The following is a 15,197-nucleotide window of genomic DNA, read 5'->3' on the forward strand; positions in this document are numbered from 1 at the left end:
TTTTCCCCTTATTTTTATATAAAAAATCCCTGCTTCAGGCCGTCTGAAACAGGGATAGATTAATTTAACGGACAGGTGGACGTTTTTTCAGACGGCATGGTCTGATTTCTTTGCCGAGTTCATCAACTTGGTATTTTTGTATCAATACAAGATTTTGGGTACTAATACGGAATTGCTGTTCTTTAGAGCCTTTATCATGCCAAGCTAAATAGAATCGTCCATTAGAGCTATCACAGTTGATATAGTAGGCGAATTCTACTTTAGATTTTTCATCTTTCTGAAAAGTAATCAGATCATACTTATGCAAGCTAAAACAGAATGTATAGCTATCATCAATCCGGTATCCTTTACAATCAATATCGGGAAGAATGTTTTCAGCAACCTGCCAAGCATAGATGGGAACAATAAAATACTGATTTTTTCCTTTTTTATCCACTTTACAGAACACATCAACACGTACCATGTTTCCATTATCTGCAATGGTATAAGCATTTTTTTTATTTAATAAGACTCCGCTCTCTTGGGTTTTTTCGACCCTCACAGCTTTAACTAGTTGCCCTCCCTTTTTATAAAATGGATTGTCCTTAGGATCAAATGCTTGTTTAGCATTACCTCCATATGCCTCTAAACGCACCTTAAGAGCCTCATATAATTCGATCTCCCTACCATTTTTATAATTAACCATATTTTCAAGGTCTGCCAACTTGATTTCGGTTAACCATACTCGTTTAACACTAATTTTTTCATTATGCTTAACAAATCGTTTAGCAGATCTCAAAGTATCTTTATGCGTACCGCTCATCTTCCGATTGGGCGCGCGTGAAACAAACAGTGGCGTAACGTATTCGTGTACGGCTTCGGGGCGAGATGATAATTTTTCTGCGAGCAGGGTACGCAGTTTTTCGGGAGTATCCGCTTCTTCAAATTCGGGTTGGCCGTCCGGTTTGCCGAATACGCGAATCATGACTTCTTGTGCGAAAAATTCCCAAGGTTGCGGGAAGTGTGTTTTTTGATGCAGCACTTCTCCTGTTTCTTTGTCTATGGTTTTACTGTCAAACGCGTTCATCTCTTTATAGCGTACAAAACGGGTAATTTTCTGCTGCATGGCAACGGTTGAGCAGGCAACGACGACGGCGTCCAAGGCGTGATGGCGGTCGTTTTCCGCACGCACTTTGCGTAATCCCCAAAAGCCGCGCAACAGATTGGTAATTTGTCCGTTTGAGGCAAAGACACGCCTTTTCCCTTTACCTGTCAGCCGCATATGGTCGGCAACAAATTGACACAGGAAACGGTTGATGTAGCGTGTATCGTTCAGATTGCGTTCTTTAAAGCCGTCTTCGTCGAATTTTTGCAGCAGAATCCGTTGTTTTTTACTGCGAGGAAAACGACTGGTTTCAACACGCGCTTTAAATTCCTGCCATTTGCGGCTGTTGTCTTTGCCGTTGAAGTATTCGTAAGGGGTTTGATTACCTTTGTTTTGGTTTTCGCTGCCCAATACCAGCACTTTATTGTTGAAACTGTCGTCCCATGTGCGCGAGAACGGCAGGGCATGGTCGATTTCGACATAGCCTTTTTCGTTCAGACGGCCTAAGTTGATTTCTTTGCCCGAATACAGGCATTTGCCGTGTTGTTGCTCGTACAGGCGCAGTTTCAGAATATCTTTGGATTTGGGTTCGCCGACAAAATTGGGGAAATACTCTCGGAACTTAGCGGCGGCTTTTTCCCGGTCTTTACGGTTTTCTTCTTGGCGTTTTTCGATTTCTTTGCGGTCTTTAAACGATTTACCTACTTCCCTTGCCGTTTCAATATGGATACGAGCAGGGGAGCCGTAACGGCGTACAACGGCGTTAATGACCTTACGTGCTTGAGATAAGGCGCGCAAGACGACGGGGTTGCGGATTTCGTCGGCGGGAATCGGCGGCAGATAAATCTCTTCTTCCGTATTTTTCTTGCCGTAATGGTCTCCGTAGATTTCGGCGCAGGCTTCATCGTAGCGTTTGCCTTGCTCCATTAGAGGCACAATTCGGCGCAATGCTTTCAAGGAAATTTGGACGAACTTGTCGAAGTTGATGTGTTTTAACAGCGCTTCTAATATTTCGGGCTGTACACGGTCTTTCAGACGGCCTGTAATGTCTTCATCGGTTTTGAACAGGGAAAATGCCATGCCGATTTCATCTTGTAATTCGGGAGAAAGGTTTAATGGGGATTTTTTATCTTTCAATCCTTCTTTTTCCAGCGCACGGCTGATGGCATGGTAGGCCTTCATTTCCATTAATGTTGAGGCTTCGGCATTGTCTTTACCATAGCGCAAGCCTTTGAAAAAGGCGGTATCGTCTAGCTCCAAAAGCTTACGGGCTTGTGCGTAAGTCAGTTTGGATTTTCTGTATGGCTCGTCCATAAGCGTGGCGCGTTCGGTAGCGGTCAATGGCCGCTCGCTGCCTTGCTCTAAAATACGCAGGTTGTTCAACTTGGTCAGCCAGATGAAACGTTCGGCTGTGTAGGTGTTTTTAGCGGCTTTAGGTTCTGTCGGTTCGAAGGTGCAATGCCCCAACATTTTTTGAACGGCATCGCTGGACAGGGCAGGGCGTTGCGTCATCAGCAGGGTTTCAATACCTTCTTTAAGGCCGTCTGAAACATGCGGATTGCCAAATTCTTTTTGTTTTTCAAACAGTAAATTCAGCTCTGCCTGCAAATCTTTGCGGCTGAACGTATGCGAATAATCGCCGCGTTGGTTGCGGATATGGCCGCTTTCTTTCTCAAATTTATTTAAAGCCAATTCGGCCGGTGTGCGGAAATCGCCTTTCTGTAATGCATGAGCATTGTCGGCTACGCCTTTAAGCAAAGCGCTAAGCTCCTTATCGGCAGTTTCGCCCTCGTTTTTTCTTTGCGACAAATAGCCGCGATGTTTGATTAAATGCAACAAGACTGTCGACCACTCCAAAGGCGTCAGTTTGCGGTCTAATGCGGCTGCGCGAAGTTGCCATGGTGTATTCGGTAAGGATTTGATCAAGCCGTTTTCATCAAAATCGGCGGCTTGTAATACGCCTTCGCGTTTTAATAGGCGGCGGGCCCGAAGCAGGCGATGGGCGCGACGGCGGGTCAGGCGGCGGACGCTGCGTGCCAAGCGTCTTGCCGCTGCGAGAGAGTCGCCTGTTTTCGGTACTTCGGCCCGCTCAAATACGCGCACACCCAAATCAATTAGGCGGATGGGGTTTTCTTCTTCGTCAATTTCTACCATCGCCCAGCCGACGGATGCGATGCCGATATCGAGGCCGAGGATGTAGTTGATTGGATTGGGTTTGAATGCAGCCATCAGTTTCTCCGTAATATGATGTTTGGTAAGTATAAATATATCCTAGGTAAGTATTACTATGCAAACGAAATGCTTGACTGGGTACCGGTTTGGAATTAGAATCTGTCCATATTGTTGCACTGCGAAATGAGAAACGTTGCTACAATAAGGCCGTCTGAAAAGATGTGCCGCAACGCTCTGCCCCTTAAGGCTTTTGCTTTAAGGGGCATCGTTTTGTCTAAATGGCAGGGATTAAAAAGGCCGTCTGAAATTTCAGACGGCCTTTGGTTTTACCAGATATCGGATTTGATTTTGCGTTTCAAGCCCGGGTGTTCAGAGAGTTTGAACTCTGGGTCTTTACCCATTTTCAGCTTGGCTGTGTAGTCTTTCAACAGCAGGAAGGCAAGTGGTGACAGGAGCAGGATGGCGACGAGGTTAATCCATGCCATGATGCCCATGGCCATGTCTGCCATATCCCATACCAAGGGTACGTTGGCAACTGCGCCGAAGTAGACCCATGCCAAAACCAGCATACGGAAAACGGCGGTAACCAGCCAATGGCTCTTGATGAATTGGACGTTGGACTCGGCATAGGCATAGTTACCGATAACGGTTGAAAAGGCAAACATAAACAGGATGACGGCAAGGAAGCCCGCGCCCCATTGACCCACTTGGCTGACAATCGCCGCCTGCGTCAACGCTGCACCGCTCAGGTCGCCGTAAGGCTGCTGATAGGTCAAGACGATAAAGGCGGTGCATGAGCAGACGATGATGGTATCGACGAAAACGCCCAGCATTTGAATCATGCCTTGGGAGACGGGGTGTTTCACTTCGGCAGCGGCGGCGGCATTCGGCGCGGAACCCATACCCGCCTCATTGGAATACAGGCCGCGTTTGATACCCTGCATCATGGTAGTCGAAATCAGACCGCCGAGGAAACCGCCTGCAGCCGAATCGAAGTTGAACGCGTTGGAGAAAATCTGACCGAACACGTCAGGAATCAGGGAAATATTGGTAGCAATGATGAAGAGTGCTATGACGAGATATAAAACCGCCATCAGCGGAACGATGATTTCCGCGGCTTTGGATACGCGGCGGATACCGCCGAAGATAATCGGGGCAGTTAGAATGACCAGGGCGACGCCGACATAGTGTTGATCCCAGCCCCATGCCGCTTTGGTGGTATCGGCGATGGTATTGGTCTGTACGGCTTCAAATACAAAGCCGAAACAGAAAATCAGGCTCAGGGCGAACAAAACGCCCAGCCATTTTTGTCCCAGGCCTTGAGTGATGTAGTAGGCAGGACCGCCGCGGAAGTGGTGGTTGTCGTAGTCCCGGACTTTAAAGAGTTGGGCCAGTGAAGATTCGACAAACGCCGAACTCATGCCGATTAAGGCGGTTACCCACATCCAGAATACCGCGCCCGGCCCGCCGAGTTTGATGGCAATCGCCACGCCGGCGATGTTGCCCACGCCTACGCGGCTGGCCAAGCCGGTAACGAATGCTTGGAACGGTGTGATTCCGTGCGGATCATCACCTTGTTTGCGGCCACTCAGCATTTCTTTGATACTGCGGCCGAAGAGGCGGAATTGTACAAAACTGGTGGTAACGGTGAAAAAGAGGCCTGCGCCTAAAAGCATATATACCAACCCCGACCACATTTGGTCGTTGATGGCGTTTATCCAGCCGTGAAGCTGTTCGAAAAATTGATCCATACAAACCTTTCAGAGTTTCTCCATTTTCAGACGGCCTGTGTGTGGAGGCTGCCTGTAACTGGATGTATTCTAGCAGACTGTCAACAAACTGAAAAACGTTTACATATTCTTTTTTATATTATCTTTTTGATTATCATGTAATTTTATTATTATGGTGTAAAGGATTTATCGATTTTAATTTTTCCGTTTTACATATTTGAACAAAAAGGCCGTCTGAAAACAGAGTCTTGTTTTCAGACGGCCTTGATTTTATTTCAATGCGTTATTCAGGACGCATTTGCGGGAACAGAATCACGTCGCGGATGGTTTGCGAATCAGTCAGCAACATGACCAAGCGGTCGATGCCGATGCCGCAACCGCCTGTCGGCGGCAGGCCGAATTCCATCGCGCGGATGTAGTCGGCATCGTAGTGCATGGCTTCGTCGTCACCGGCATCTTTTTGCGCCACTTGCGCCTTGAAGCGTTCGGCTTGGTCTTCCGGATCGTTCAACTCGGAGTAGCCGTTTGCCAGCTCGCGGCCGACAACGAAGAGCTCGAAGCGTTCGGTCAAACCCGGTTTGCTGTCGGATGCTCGTGCCAATGGCGACACTTCGACAGGGTAGTCGATGATGAAAGTCGGGTTCCACAGTTTGCTTTCTGCGCAACCTTCAAACAGGGCAAGTTGCAGGCTGCCGATGCCCGGAGAAGGAGGCAGGCTTTCGCCGTGTTTGACGATTTCTTTTTTCAGCCATTCTTCATCGTTCAACTGTTCATCGGTGTAGTGCGGATTGTATTTTTTGATGGCACCGAGAATGGTCAGGCGTTCAAACGGACTTTCCAAATCGACTTCTTTTCCGTTGTAGCTGATTTTTGCTGTGCCGTTTACCGCACGGGAAGCGTTGCGGATGATGTCTTCCGCCATCTGCATCATGCGTTCGTAGTCGGAGAAAGCTTCGTAGAATTCAATCATGGTGAATTCGGGGTTGTGGCGCACGGACATGCCTTCGTTGCGGAAGCTGCGGTTGATTTCAAACACGCGCTCCAAACCGCCTACCACCAAGCGTTTCAGATACAGCTCGGGGGCGATGCGCAGGTAAAGCGGAATGTCCAAGGCATTGTGGTGGGTCACGAATGGTTTCGCTGTCGCACCGCCCGGAATCGGGTGCATCATTGGGGTTTCAACTTCCAAATAATGCTCGTTGACCATGAAATTGCGCACGGATTGGATGATTTGGCTGCGTTTGATGAAGGTATTGCGTGATTCTTCGTTGGCAATCAAATCGACGTAGCGTTGACGGTATTTGGTTTCCTGATCGCTCAAGCCTTTGTGTTTGTCCGGCAGCGGACGCAGGGATTTAGACAACAGGCGGATGTTGGACACGCGCACGGTCAATTCACCGTGGTTGGTTTTGAACAAAGTACCTTCCGCGCCGACGATGTCGCCCAAGTCCCAGTGGTTGAAGTCGTCCAAAACTTCTTGGCTCACGCCTTTGTTGTTTAAATAAAGCTGGATTTGACCAGTAACGTCTTGAATGGTGGCGAAGCTGGCTTTGCCCATTTGGCGTTTGAGCATCATGCGGCCGGCCACTTTGACGGGAATGCCTTGTGGGTCGAGTTCTTCTTTGCTGATTTCGCCGTATTGGGTATGCAGGTCGGCGGCAAAGCTGTCGCGTTTGAAATCGTTAGGGTAGGCGTTGCGTTCTTTGCGGATGTTGTGCAGTTTCTCGCGGCGCAGGGCGATGATCTGGTTTTCGTCCAACTGCGGCTCGATTTGCGGATTGTTTTGTTCGCTCATGGTGTTTTCCGGAAAAATGAGTCAGGCTGCCTGAGTTTTCAGACGGCCTGAATAAAGTGAAAAATTGGCTCTATTTTACGCGATGTCGGTGTTTTTTTCTATAAAGGCAGAAAGGCCGTCCGAAACCTGAACTGCCTCCCCAAACTGTATTTTTGTGATCGGCTTGTCGGCGATGAATGGATTTTTGCGGTAGTCGGTCATGATTTTGGACTGAAGGGTTTGAGTGCGCCGATGCCACCCTCCTGACAGGTGGTTATTTAACGTCGCAGATGGGGGCGTGAAATGTGGTATTGGTCTGTGTACGCGGACAGGTAGTGGAATACGGTTTGGTATTTGAAGTGTAATGTATATTGGGTCATAAAAAACTGCACCTTGTTAGTTGGGGGGGGGCAACTTTTGGGGTGCAGTTCATTCTGTCTAATACCTTACTCTTCAATTATCAAAACCTCTGGATTGAGATACGGAAATTGCCTCAATACGTCCCGTTTGACGGTAACGCCGAGTTTGATTCGGCGCTTCACCTTTACCCGGATAAATCTCTGTCCCCTGTTCTACTCTAAATCCGAAATGTTTTGGTTGGCGGGCAAATGTTGCGTATTCACGCGCTTCGATTTCTGATAGTTGGATTCCTTTGACTTTGCCCAGCTTGGCTTCTGCGTCTTTAATCTTCATGCCCGGGTGTACACCTGAAGCCGTGTGACAGGTAGGAGAATCGGTTTCCAAAAAATTAATTTTTTTATGCAGTTTTATAGGGGTATCAGGATCATCTTCCCCATCTTGAGAAGCGAAAACCAAGACGTCTTTAGACAGTGCGATGGCAACAAAAGACACGCCATCGGCATCGCTTGTTTTATCCATTTTTGCTTTCGGAAATTTCTGTTTTACCTGCTTCAAGTTTTGCCCCAATTTAATTCCTCCGATACTGTCTTTTTGAATCAAACATTCGGCAGCAGCTGGCATGGCAAGACCCAAGATCAACGCGCTCATTATCCCGATTTTGTGCAACATGGTTACTTTCCTATTTAATAAAAATTAGTTATAAAAAAACTGCACCTTGTTAGTTGGAGTGGCAACTTTTTGGGTGCAGTTTAACCTGAAAAATCGGTTTCAGACGGCCTTTTGTTTCATGAAGGGCCGTGTCGGCGGTTAGATATCGGTTTCTAAATAAACAACTTGGGTCTGCAGATATTCTTCCAAACCGTGTTTACCGTCGGCGCCGCCGATACCTGATTTTTTCCAACCGGCATGGAAGCCCTGCATAGCTTCAAAGTTTTCGCGGTTGATGTAGGTTTCGCCGAAACGCAGGCGGCGGGTTACATAAAACGCTTCATTCAGATTGGTGGTATAGACGGAGCTGGTCAGGCCGAACTCGCTGTCGTTTGCCAAAGCGATGACTTGGTCAAGCGTGTCGAAAGTGGCAACCGGCAGGACTGGGCCGAAGGTTTCTTCCTTCATAATGTCCATGCTGTTGTCGGTATCGGTCAGCAGGGTAGGTTCGAAGAAGTAGCCTTTGCCGTCGGCACGTTTGCCGCCGCAAACCAAAGTTGCGCCTTGTCGAACTGCGCGTTCGACTTTTTCGGCAACGGCTTTGACGGCGCGTTCTTCAATCAATGGGCCCATTTCCAGTGTGCCGGGTTCGGCTTCGGCTGGGTTGCCGTAGCGCACGCCTTTCATGGCGGCGGTCATTTTTTCGATAAACGCGTCTTTCAGGCTGCTGTGGACATACACGCGTTCGGCGCAGTTGCAGATTTGGCCGGTATTGCCCACGCGTGAAGCCAAGATGGATTTGACGGCCAGATCCAAGTCGGCATCTTTCAGAACGATGGCAGGGGCTTTGCCACCCAGTTCCAGTGAGACTTTGGTAATGTTGGCGGAGGCGGCTTCCATTACTTGGCGGCCTGCTTCTACAGAACCGGTCAGGCTGACCATATCGACTTGCGGATGCGATGCCAAGGCATTGCCGATTTCTGCGCCAGGACCGTTGACGACATTGAATACGCCGGCCGGTAAGCCTGAAGCATGAACGATTTCAGCAAAAATGTGGCAGTTAATCGGGGTAACGCTACTTGGTTTGACGACGATGGTATTGCCTGTTACCAAAGCCGGGCCCATTTTGCGGGCGATCAGGAAGAATGGGAAGTTCCACGGCAAAATGCCGGCGATTACGCCCAAAGGACGTTTGAACAATAAAATATTTTCGCGCGGGCGGTCGCTTTGGATGATTTCACCTTCATAACGGCGCGCCCATTCGGCTTGGTAGTCGAGATAATCGGCAGTGAACATAACTTCTATGCGTGCCAAATCTTTGGTTTTGCCGCCTTCGGCGACAATGGTGTCGGTCAGCTCGTCGGCGCGTTCGCGGATGCCTTGGGCAATTTTGCGCAGGTATGCGCCGCGTTCAACGGCAGGCAAACGCTCCCATGCAGTTTGTGCATCTCTGGCTGCGGCAACAGCACGATCAACATCGGCTTTTCCACCTTTAGGCTCACGCGCGATGACTTCTTCGGTTGCCGGATTCAATACATCACGCCATGTGCCGTTAAAGTCAGTTTCAAAGCGGCCGTTGATATACATAGACAGTTGTTTCATCAAACCTTCTCCTGTTGTTGTAGTTGGATGTAGTTTTAGTCTATGCCTAAATTGTCTGGCATACAAGAGGATTTAGCGTGGGTTGATGATAGGTATTTGGAAGTTTTTAGAAAAAGATGTTGGGTGAGGAGTTGGGTTTGATTGATTCAAGAGGTTTGTGATGCCTTGAGTTGCATCCATAACAGCATTGTGACAAAGCTCGAATATTGCTTGATTTTGATGATGAGAAAGGTATCAAGTTGAAGAAAGGCTTGATGGAGAATATAAAAAAACCTGCTTTTTTCAAAGCAGGTTTTCATATTTGGTGGGTCGTGAGCGATTCGAACGCTCGACCAACGGATTAAAAGTCCGCTGCTCTACCGACTGAGCTAACGACCCGATAAGCTGTGCATTATAGGGAGATTGTTTCTTTTCGTCAACTGTTTTTTTGAAATTTTTTTCAAAAAACGTAAATTGGCTGTCATTTGGCGTTAATTCTTCCTTTTTTGAGCATTTATTATGTTATGATTTTTGGGTCTGTCAGTTTTGACAGATATTTTTTAGACCAAAGGATATACAATATGAAAAAATTATTGATTGCTGCAATGATGGTAGCCGGTCTGGCTGCGTGTACACAAGAAGCGAAAAAAGAAACCCAAGAGGCGGCTTCTGCTGTTGCTTCCGATGTAAACGCTGCTGCTGAAAATGCAGCTTCTGCTGTAGATGCTGCTGCTTCTGAAGCCAAAGGTGCAGCTGAGCAAGCTGTTTCTGATGTTAAAGATGCTGCTGCAGATGCTAAAGCAACTGCGGATAAAGCAGTTTCTGATGCTAAAGATGCTGCCGGTAAAGCGGTTGAAGAAGCTAAAGATGCGGTTTCTGATGCTAAAGATGCTGCCAAAGACGCAGCTAAAGACGCTATGGGTAAAGCAGCCGATGCGACTCAAGAAGCTGCCGACAAATTGAAAGACGCTGCTAAATAAGCTGGTGTTTGATATTTGAAAAGGCCGTCTGAAATGTTCAGACGGCCTTTTTATATCGGCAGATTATTTTTTCTCTTGCTGACGCGTGTACACCAAGGAAGTCAGGATGGACGCACCCAGTGCGCCGAAGACGACGGACAGGGAAATGGAAATCGGGATATGTATCCAGTGCATAATCAGCATCTTGATACCGATAAAGCTCAACACGAAAGCCAAGCCGTATTTGAGGAAAATAAAGCGTTCGGCAAAGTCTGCTAGTAAGAAGTACATGGCACGCAGGCCCAAGATGGCAAAAATGTTGGAAGTGAGGACGATGAAAGGGTCGGTGGTTACGGCAAAAATAGCGGGGATGCTGTCTACGGCGAAGATGACGTCGCTCAATTCGATCATAATCAATACCAGCAAAAGCGGCGTAGCGATGCGTTTGCCGTTTTCAATGGTAAAGAATTTTTCACCGTCAAACTGTTGGCTGGTCGGGATGACTTTTTTGAGCAGGGTCAGGATCTTGTTTTGGGAAAGGTCTTCTTCAGCTTCGGCTTCGGGCTTCATCATGTGAATGCCGGTGTATAAGAGGAAGGCGCCGAAGAGGTACAAAATCCATTCAAATTGTTGTATCAAGGCGGCACCGATGAAGATCATGATGGTGCGCAGGACGATGGCGCCGAATACGCCATAGAGCAAGACGCGGTGTTGGAATTTGGGTTCGATTTTGAAGTAGCCGAAAATCATCAGGAAGACAAAGATGTTATCGACGGCGAGGGATTTTTCGAGTACATAGCCGGTGAAGAATTCGAGGACTTTTTCTTTGGCGACAACGACCCCGTAAGCCGGGTTGCCCGCCAGTTCGAAATAGAGCCAGCCTGCAAATGCGCAGGATACGGCCACCCAAATGCCGCTCCAAGCGAGGGCTTCTTTTATGCTGACTTTGTGGGCGCCGTTTTTTTTCAGCGATACCATATCGATGGCGATCATGATTAAGACGGAAATAAAGAAGATGCCGTAAAACATCGGCGAGCCGACGGACGGGTATTGGGTCATAAACAATCCTTGTGTGTGGGGTATGGGTAAGGTTTACCAAGACAGGTAGAACATCGCCTTGGCAAAAAAGACGATAAACAGCATATGGCTGAATACGACGGCGTGTATATATTTCGACCAACCGACGGTAAGGGTGTGTCGGGCCATTTTGACGACGGCGATGGCAAAATGTACCAAAACGCTTACTGCCAACAGGATTTTGATGCTCAGCATGATGCCGAAGGAGCTGTCGAATGGGTGGTGCAGTATCGGCAGGTAGCGGTTGTACACCATCACGATGCCGCTGATGAACAGGGTAATGACGACAGGCGGCATTACGCGGACGGCACGATAGGACATGGCACGTTCGACTTCGCGGCGCGATTCGCGTGAAACGCGGCCGGTGTGTAAAACGGAGAGGACCAGCATTTCGAAAAATACGCCGCCGACAAAGGCAATCGCGCAATAAACGTGGATGATGTGTGCCAGTGCGTAGATACTCATGACGGGTGTTTCCGGTAATTCAGACAAGTCGTCATTGTATCACTACCGAATACAGTTGATGTATGCGCAATTTTATGCCAAATATATTAAATTTTATAAATATTCTATTGGAATTGCCGTTTATTTTTGAAGTTAACCGTTCATCAAGGGCGTTATCTTAGTTTAATCTGTCTTTACTTATCAGAAAATATATTAATGAAAGGTTGTGCCATACTGCTCCATATACAGCTTAACCCCCTGATGGAGAATCAAACCATGAAGAAAACTTTTGCAAAAACTGTGACCTTGATCATGCTGGCCGCTTCTTTGGGTGCATGTGCCAATATGACTCAAACCCAACGCAACACTGCTGCTGGTGCGGTATTGGGTGGCGTGGCAGGTAACTTGATTGGTGGCGATACCGGCTCTACCTTGGGTGGCGCAGCTTTGGGTGGCGTTATCGGCAGCCAGGTTCATACCCGCTACTAATCCTTTATTCGGTTAAAAATAAAAAAGGCCGTCTGAACATTCAGACGGCCTTTTGTTTTACGGTTTATTCGTTGACGAACGTTACACCGGTCAGTTGCGATTGCAAAATAGCCGTGCGCAAAGCAGTCAGTGCTTTGGGACGGACAAAGTTGCGGCGATAGGCCAAAACGACACGGCGGTGCGGTGCAGTGCCTTCAAACGGGATAATGCTGAAAAGCATATGGTCGTTTTCGGTCAATGCGGTAGCAGGCATGACGCTGATGGCCAAACCGCTGGCAACCATGTGGCGGATGGTGTTGATGGAGCTGCCTTGCAGGGTATTGGTCAAGCCCTGGATTTTTTGCTTGGAAGCCAATTCGGAACAGCTTGCCAACACTTGGTCGCGCATACAGTTGCCTTCGGACAGCAGCAACACTTGTTCTTCGCCCAAAAGCTGAGGCGTAACGGCATCGAGTTCTTCAAAGTGATGTCCTTTGGGAACAATGACGAAGAAAGGTTCGTCATACAGAGGCTCGGTTACGATGCCCGGCTCTTGGAACGGTTCGGCAACGACGATTGCATCGACATCGCCACGTTTGAGCGACTCGGTCAGGATGTGGGTATAGTTCTCTTCCAGCATCAGCGGCATTTTCGGCGCGGTTTCACGCAGCGCGGTAATGAGCTTGGGCAGAAGGTAGGGGGCAACGGTAAAAATCAGGCCGAGTTTGAACGCGCCTTCCAATTCGTTTTGCTCTTCATTGGCAAGGTGTTTGATGAGTTCTGCTTCTTCCAGAACCCGGCGGGCTTGGGCGACAATGCGCTCGCCCGCTTCGGTCGTGATGATGTCGTTGCTGCTACGGTCGAACAGGGATACCGACAGCTCTTCCTCCAGCTTTTTGATGGCGATGGAGAGGGTGGGCTGGCTGACAAAGCAGCGTCGTGCGGCACGTCCGAAGTGACGTTCTTGTGCGACGGCTACGATGTAACGCAATTCGGTCAAGGTCATGTGTTAAGCCTTTTTTTGTTCCGGCAGGGTGATGTTCAGCTCAAGAACGTCCAAGCCGTCTTGTTTCTCTTGGGAGATGCGGATGTCGTCCAATGATACGTTGACGTATTTGGACAGGACTTCCAACAACTCTTTACGCAGGGTTGGCAGATAGTCCGGAGCTTGGCCTTCTTGTGCGCGTTCTTGCGCGATGATGATTTGCAGGCGGTCGCGCGCGACTGTGGCGGTTTTCGGCTTTCTGCCGAACAGCATATCGAGCAGTGACATGTATTAACCTCCGAACAGTCGTTTTAAGAAGCTTTTCTTCTCAGCTTCGAGGAAACGCATTTCGCGGTTTTCACCCAAGAGGCGGGCGATAACGTCTTTATAGGCTTCTGCTGCTGCGGCATTGTCTTGGTGGATGACAGGTTCGCCGGCGTTGGAAGCTTGCAGAACGTTTTGTGATTCAGGAATCACACCGATCAATGGAATACGCAAGATGTCGCAGATGTCCTGTACAGACAGCATTTCACCTTTGGCTACGCGCTCAGGGGAGTAGCGGGTAATCAGCAGGTGTTCTTTAACTGTGCCGCCTTGTTCGGCTTTGCGGGATTTGCTTTGCAAAATGCCCAAGATACGGTCGGAGTCGCGGACGCTGGATACTTCCGGATTGGTGGTAATGATGGCTTCGTCGGCAAAGTAGAGCGCCATCAGTGCGCCTTGTTCGATACCGGCAGGGGAGTCGCAGATGATGAATTCGAAGCCCATTTTTTTGCTGGCCAGCTCTTTCATCACGTTGTCCACGCCTTCGCGGGTCAGCGCGTCTTTATCGCGGGTTTGCGATGCAGGCAGGATGTAGAGGTTTTCGCAGTTTTTGTCTTTAATCAGGGCTTGGTTGAGAGTCGCTTCGCCGTGGATAACGTTGATGAGGTCATATACGACGCGGCGTTCGCAACCCATAATCAGGTCGAGGTTGCGCAAACCGACGTCGAAGTCGATCACGGCAGTTTTGTGGCCGCGCAGGGCCAGGCCGGTTGCGATGCTGGCGCTGGTAGTGGTCTTGCCTACGCCGCCTTTACCTGAGGTTACTACGATGATTTTGGACACGATATTTCCTTTTTAAGTACTAATGTTTATTCGGCGTCGATTGCGCTGATAACCAGTCGGTTGTCTTGCAATGATACTTGTACGGGTTTTTTGTGCAGATGCTCGGGCAGGTCTTGCTCGAAGTTGCGGTAGATACCGGCAACGGAGACTAATTCGGCCTGCATGGAATGAATAAAGATGCGCGCGTTGGTATTGCCTTTTGCACCGGCCAACGCTCTGCCGCGCATGGGGGCGTAAATATGGATGTTGCCGTCGGCGATAAGTTCCGCACCTTGGCTGACGATGCCGGTAACGATGAGGTCGCCGTTTTCGGCGTAAACCTGCTGGCCGGTACGCACGGGCGTGCTGACCAATACGGTCGGATTGTTGATAACGGTGGCTTGTACGTCTTGCGGCTGCGGTGCTTGGCGCGGGGCAGGCGTTGCCTGTGTGTCGGCTGCCTGGGTGGAGTTTCCTTGTTTGAAGACCAAGTGGTAACGCGCTGCCGCTGTTGCCCATGTGTCGCTGGTGTGGTGCAGCCCTAAAATTTGCATACCGTAACGGGCAAACAGGGAAATCATGCCGCCCAAATCGATGGATTCGGGATGGTCGAAATCTTGTACGTCTAAAATGAAGGGAACGAATTCGTCTTGGGATTGGCCTGCCAGTTGGCGCAGGAATTCTTCCAATTCTGTTAGATCTGCGGTGTGCAGATGGATGGATAAGACGTCCAACCGTGACGTTTTTATGTCGAATGCGGGTTTCATTGTAATGAAATAATAAAATTTTTTAATGACGTAAGTTTACCGTGTAAATCTTGGCTATTCAA

The 15,197-nt window shown here is 48.8% G+C and carries 14 protein-coding genes and 1 tRNA gene; 2 read left to right on the plus strand and 13 right to left on the minus strand.

Annotation, left to right across the window (positions count from 1 at the left end; translation table 11 throughout):
* Positions 1-64: 64 nt before the first annotated feature.
* The 7 genes from cas9 to DBY97_RS09450 form a co-directional block, all read right to left on the minus strand.
* The gene (gene cas9, locus DBY97_RS09420; RefSeq protein WP_107858166.1) at positions 65-3,313 is read right to left on the minus strand and encodes a type II CRISPR RNA-guided endonuclease Cas9; all 3,249 of its coding nucleotides are present in this window, start codon (positions 3,311-3,313) and stop codon (positions 65-67) included.
* Positions 3,314-3,582: 269 nt separating this feature from the next.
* Positions 3,583-5,007 (minus strand): alanine/glycine:cation symporter family protein, encoded by a 1,425-nt coding sequence (locus DBY97_RS09425; RefSeq protein WP_107858167.1) that lies wholly within the window; start codon positions 5,005-5,007, stop codon positions 3,583-3,585.
* 262 nt (positions 5,008-5,269) lie between these two features.
* Positions 5,270-6,781: a lysine--tRNA ligase gene (gene lysS, locus DBY97_RS09430; RefSeq protein WP_107858168.1), complete on the minus strand. Its 1,512-nt coding sequence runs from the start codon at positions 6,779-6,781 to the stop codon at positions 5,270-5,272.
* Positions 6,782-6,856: 75 nt separating this feature from the next.
* Positions 6,857-6,982, minus strand: coding sequence for a hypothetical protein (locus DBY97_RS11600; RefSeq protein WP_283120761.1), 126 nt, complete (start codon positions 6,980-6,982; stop codon positions 6,857-6,859).
* Positions 6,983-7,213: 231 nt separating this feature from the next.
* Positions 7,214-7,789 carry a hypothetical protein gene (locus DBY97_RS09440; RefSeq protein ID WP_107858169.1) on the minus strand — a complete coding sequence of 192 codons (576 nt, stop codon included), beginning with the start codon at positions 7,787-7,789 and terminating at the stop codon, positions 7,214-7,216.
* A gap of 138 nt (positions 7,790-7,927) precedes the next feature.
* A complete protein-coding gene (gene aldA, locus DBY97_RS09445) occupies positions 7,928-9,370 on the minus strand; it encodes an aldehyde dehydrogenase (protein ID WP_107858170.1) in 1,443 nt (480 codons plus the stop codon).
* Between the two features lie 302 nt (positions 9,371-9,672).
* Positions 9,673-9,748: transfer RNA gene (locus DBY97_RS09450), tRNA-Lys, on the minus strand.
* Between the two features lie 182 nt (positions 9,749-9,930).
* On the opposite strand from DBY97_RS09450, the gene DBY97_RS09455 reads away from it, so the two are divergent.
* On the plus strand, positions 9,931-10,329 hold the full coding sequence (locus DBY97_RS09455; protein ID WP_003684724.1) for an Ag473 family lipoprotein: 399 nt from the start codon (positions 9,931-9,933) through the stop codon (positions 10,327-10,329).
* Between the two features lie 63 nt (positions 10,330-10,392).
* On the opposite strand, the gene DBY97_RS09460 is transcribed toward DBY97_RS09455, so the two are convergent.
* Together DBY97_RS09460 and DBY97_RS09465 are read right to left on the minus strand one after the other, a co-directional pair.
* Positions 10,393-11,367, minus strand: coding sequence for a TerC family protein (locus DBY97_RS09460; RefSeq protein ID WP_107858171.1), 975 nt, complete (start codon positions 11,365-11,367; stop codon positions 10,393-10,395).
* 33 nt (positions 11,368-11,400) lie between these two features.
* Positions 11,401-11,850 carry a CopD family copper resistance protein gene (locus DBY97_RS09465; RefSeq protein ID WP_036493576.1) on the minus strand — a complete coding sequence of 150 codons (450 nt, stop codon included), beginning with the start codon at positions 11,848-11,850 and terminating at the stop codon, positions 11,401-11,403.
* Between the two features lie 255 nt (positions 11,851-12,105).
* Here DBY97_RS09465 and DBY97_RS09470 point away from each other — a divergent pair, with 255 nt between their 5' ends.
* On the plus strand, positions 12,106-12,318 hold the full coding sequence (locus tag DBY97_RS09470; protein ID WP_003684747.1) for a glycine zipper 2TM domain-containing protein: 213 nt from the start codon (positions 12,106-12,108) through the stop codon (positions 12,316-12,318).
* A 64-nt stretch (positions 12,319-12,382) separates the two neighbouring features.
* Here DBY97_RS09470 and DBY97_RS09475 read toward each other — a convergent pair whose 3' ends face one another.
* The 4 genes from DBY97_RS09475 to minC are packed head-to-tail and all read right to left on the minus strand — an operon-like array spanning position 12,383 to position 15,135.
* Positions 12,383-13,303: a hydrogen peroxide-inducible genes activator gene (locus DBY97_RS09475; RefSeq protein ID WP_049330768.1), complete on the minus strand. Its 921-nt coding sequence runs from the start codon at positions 13,301-13,303 to the stop codon at positions 12,383-12,385.
* Positions 13,304-13,306: 3 nt separating this feature from the next.
* Positions 13,307-13,570 carry a cell division topological specificity factor MinE gene (gene minE, locus DBY97_RS09480; RefSeq protein ID WP_003680625.1) on the minus strand — a complete coding sequence of 88 codons (264 nt, stop codon included), beginning with the start codon at positions 13,568-13,570 and terminating at the stop codon, positions 13,307-13,309.
* A gap of 3 nt (positions 13,571-13,573) precedes the next feature.
* The gene (gene minD / locus DBY97_RS09485) at positions 13,574-14,389 is read right to left on the minus strand and encodes a septum site-determining protein MinD (RefSeq protein ID WP_070645666.1); all 816 of its coding nucleotides are present in this window, start codon (positions 14,387-14,389) and stop codon (positions 13,574-13,576) included.
* Positions 14,390-14,415: 26 nt separating this feature from the next.
* A complete protein-coding gene (gene minC / locus DBY97_RS09490; protein ID WP_107858172.1) occupies positions 14,416-15,135 on the minus strand; it encodes a septum site-determining protein MinC in 720 nt (239 codons plus the stop codon).
* Positions 15,136-15,197: the final 62 nt, after the last annotated feature.

The sequence above is a fragment of the Neisseria subflava genome (genome assembly GCF_003044645.1).
GTDB lineage: Bacteria > Pseudomonadota > Gammaproteobacteria > Burkholderiales > Neisseriaceae > Neisseria > Neisseria subflava_B.

What these genes read in the sequence shown, in the direction of transcription:
- cas9 (WP_107858166.1), bottom strand. Translation starts at nt 3,313, where the DNA reads ATGGCTGCATTCAAACCCAATCCAATCAACTACATCCTCGGCCTCGAT.
- DBY97_RS09425 (WP_107858167.1), bottom strand. Translation starts at nt 5,007, where the DNA reads ATGGATCAATTTTTCGAACAGCTTCACGGCTGGATAAACGCCATCAAC.
- lysS (WP_107858168.1), bottom strand. Translation starts at nt 6,781, where the DNA reads ATGAGCGAACAAAACAATCCGCAAATCGAGCCGCAGTTGGACGAAAAC.
- DBY97_RS11600 (WP_283120761.1), bottom strand. Translation starts at nt 6,982, where the DNA reads ATGACCGACTACCGCAAAAATCCATTCATCGCCGACAAGCCGATCACA.
- DBY97_RS09440 (WP_107858169.1), bottom strand. Translation starts at nt 7,789, where the DNA reads ATGTTGCACAAAATCGGGATAATGAGCGCGTTGATCTTGGGTCTTGCC.
- aldA (WP_107858170.1), bottom strand. Translation starts at nt 9,370, where the DNA reads ATGAAACAACTGTCTATGTATATCAACGGCCGCTTTGAAACTGACTTT.
- DBY97_RS09455 (WP_003684724.1), top strand. Translation starts at nt 9,931, where the DNA reads ATGAAAAAATTATTGATTGCTGCAATGATGGTAGCCGGTCTGGCTGCG.
- DBY97_RS09460 (WP_107858171.1), bottom strand. Translation starts at nt 11,367, where the DNA reads ATGACCCAATACCCGTCCGTCGGCTCGCCGATGTTTTACGGCATCTTC.
- DBY97_RS09465 (WP_036493576.1), bottom strand. Translation starts at nt 11,850, where the DNA reads ATGAGTATCTACGCACTGGCACACATCATCCACGTTTATTGCGCGATT.
- DBY97_RS09470 (WP_003684747.1), top strand. Translation starts at nt 12,106, where the DNA reads ATGAAGAAAACTTTTGCAAAAACTGTGACCTTGATCATGCTGGCCGCT.
- DBY97_RS09475 (WP_049330768.1), bottom strand. Translation starts at nt 13,303, where the DNA reads ATGACCTTGACCGAATTGCGTTACATCGTAGCCGTCGCACAAGAACGT.
- minE (WP_003680625.1), bottom strand. Translation starts at nt 13,570, where the DNA reads ATGTCACTGCTCGATATGCTGTTCGGCAGAAAGCCGAAAACCGCCACA.
- minC (WP_107858172.1), bottom strand. Translation starts at nt 15,135, where the DNA reads ATGAAACCCGCATTCGACATAAAAACGTCACGGTTGGACGTCTTATCC.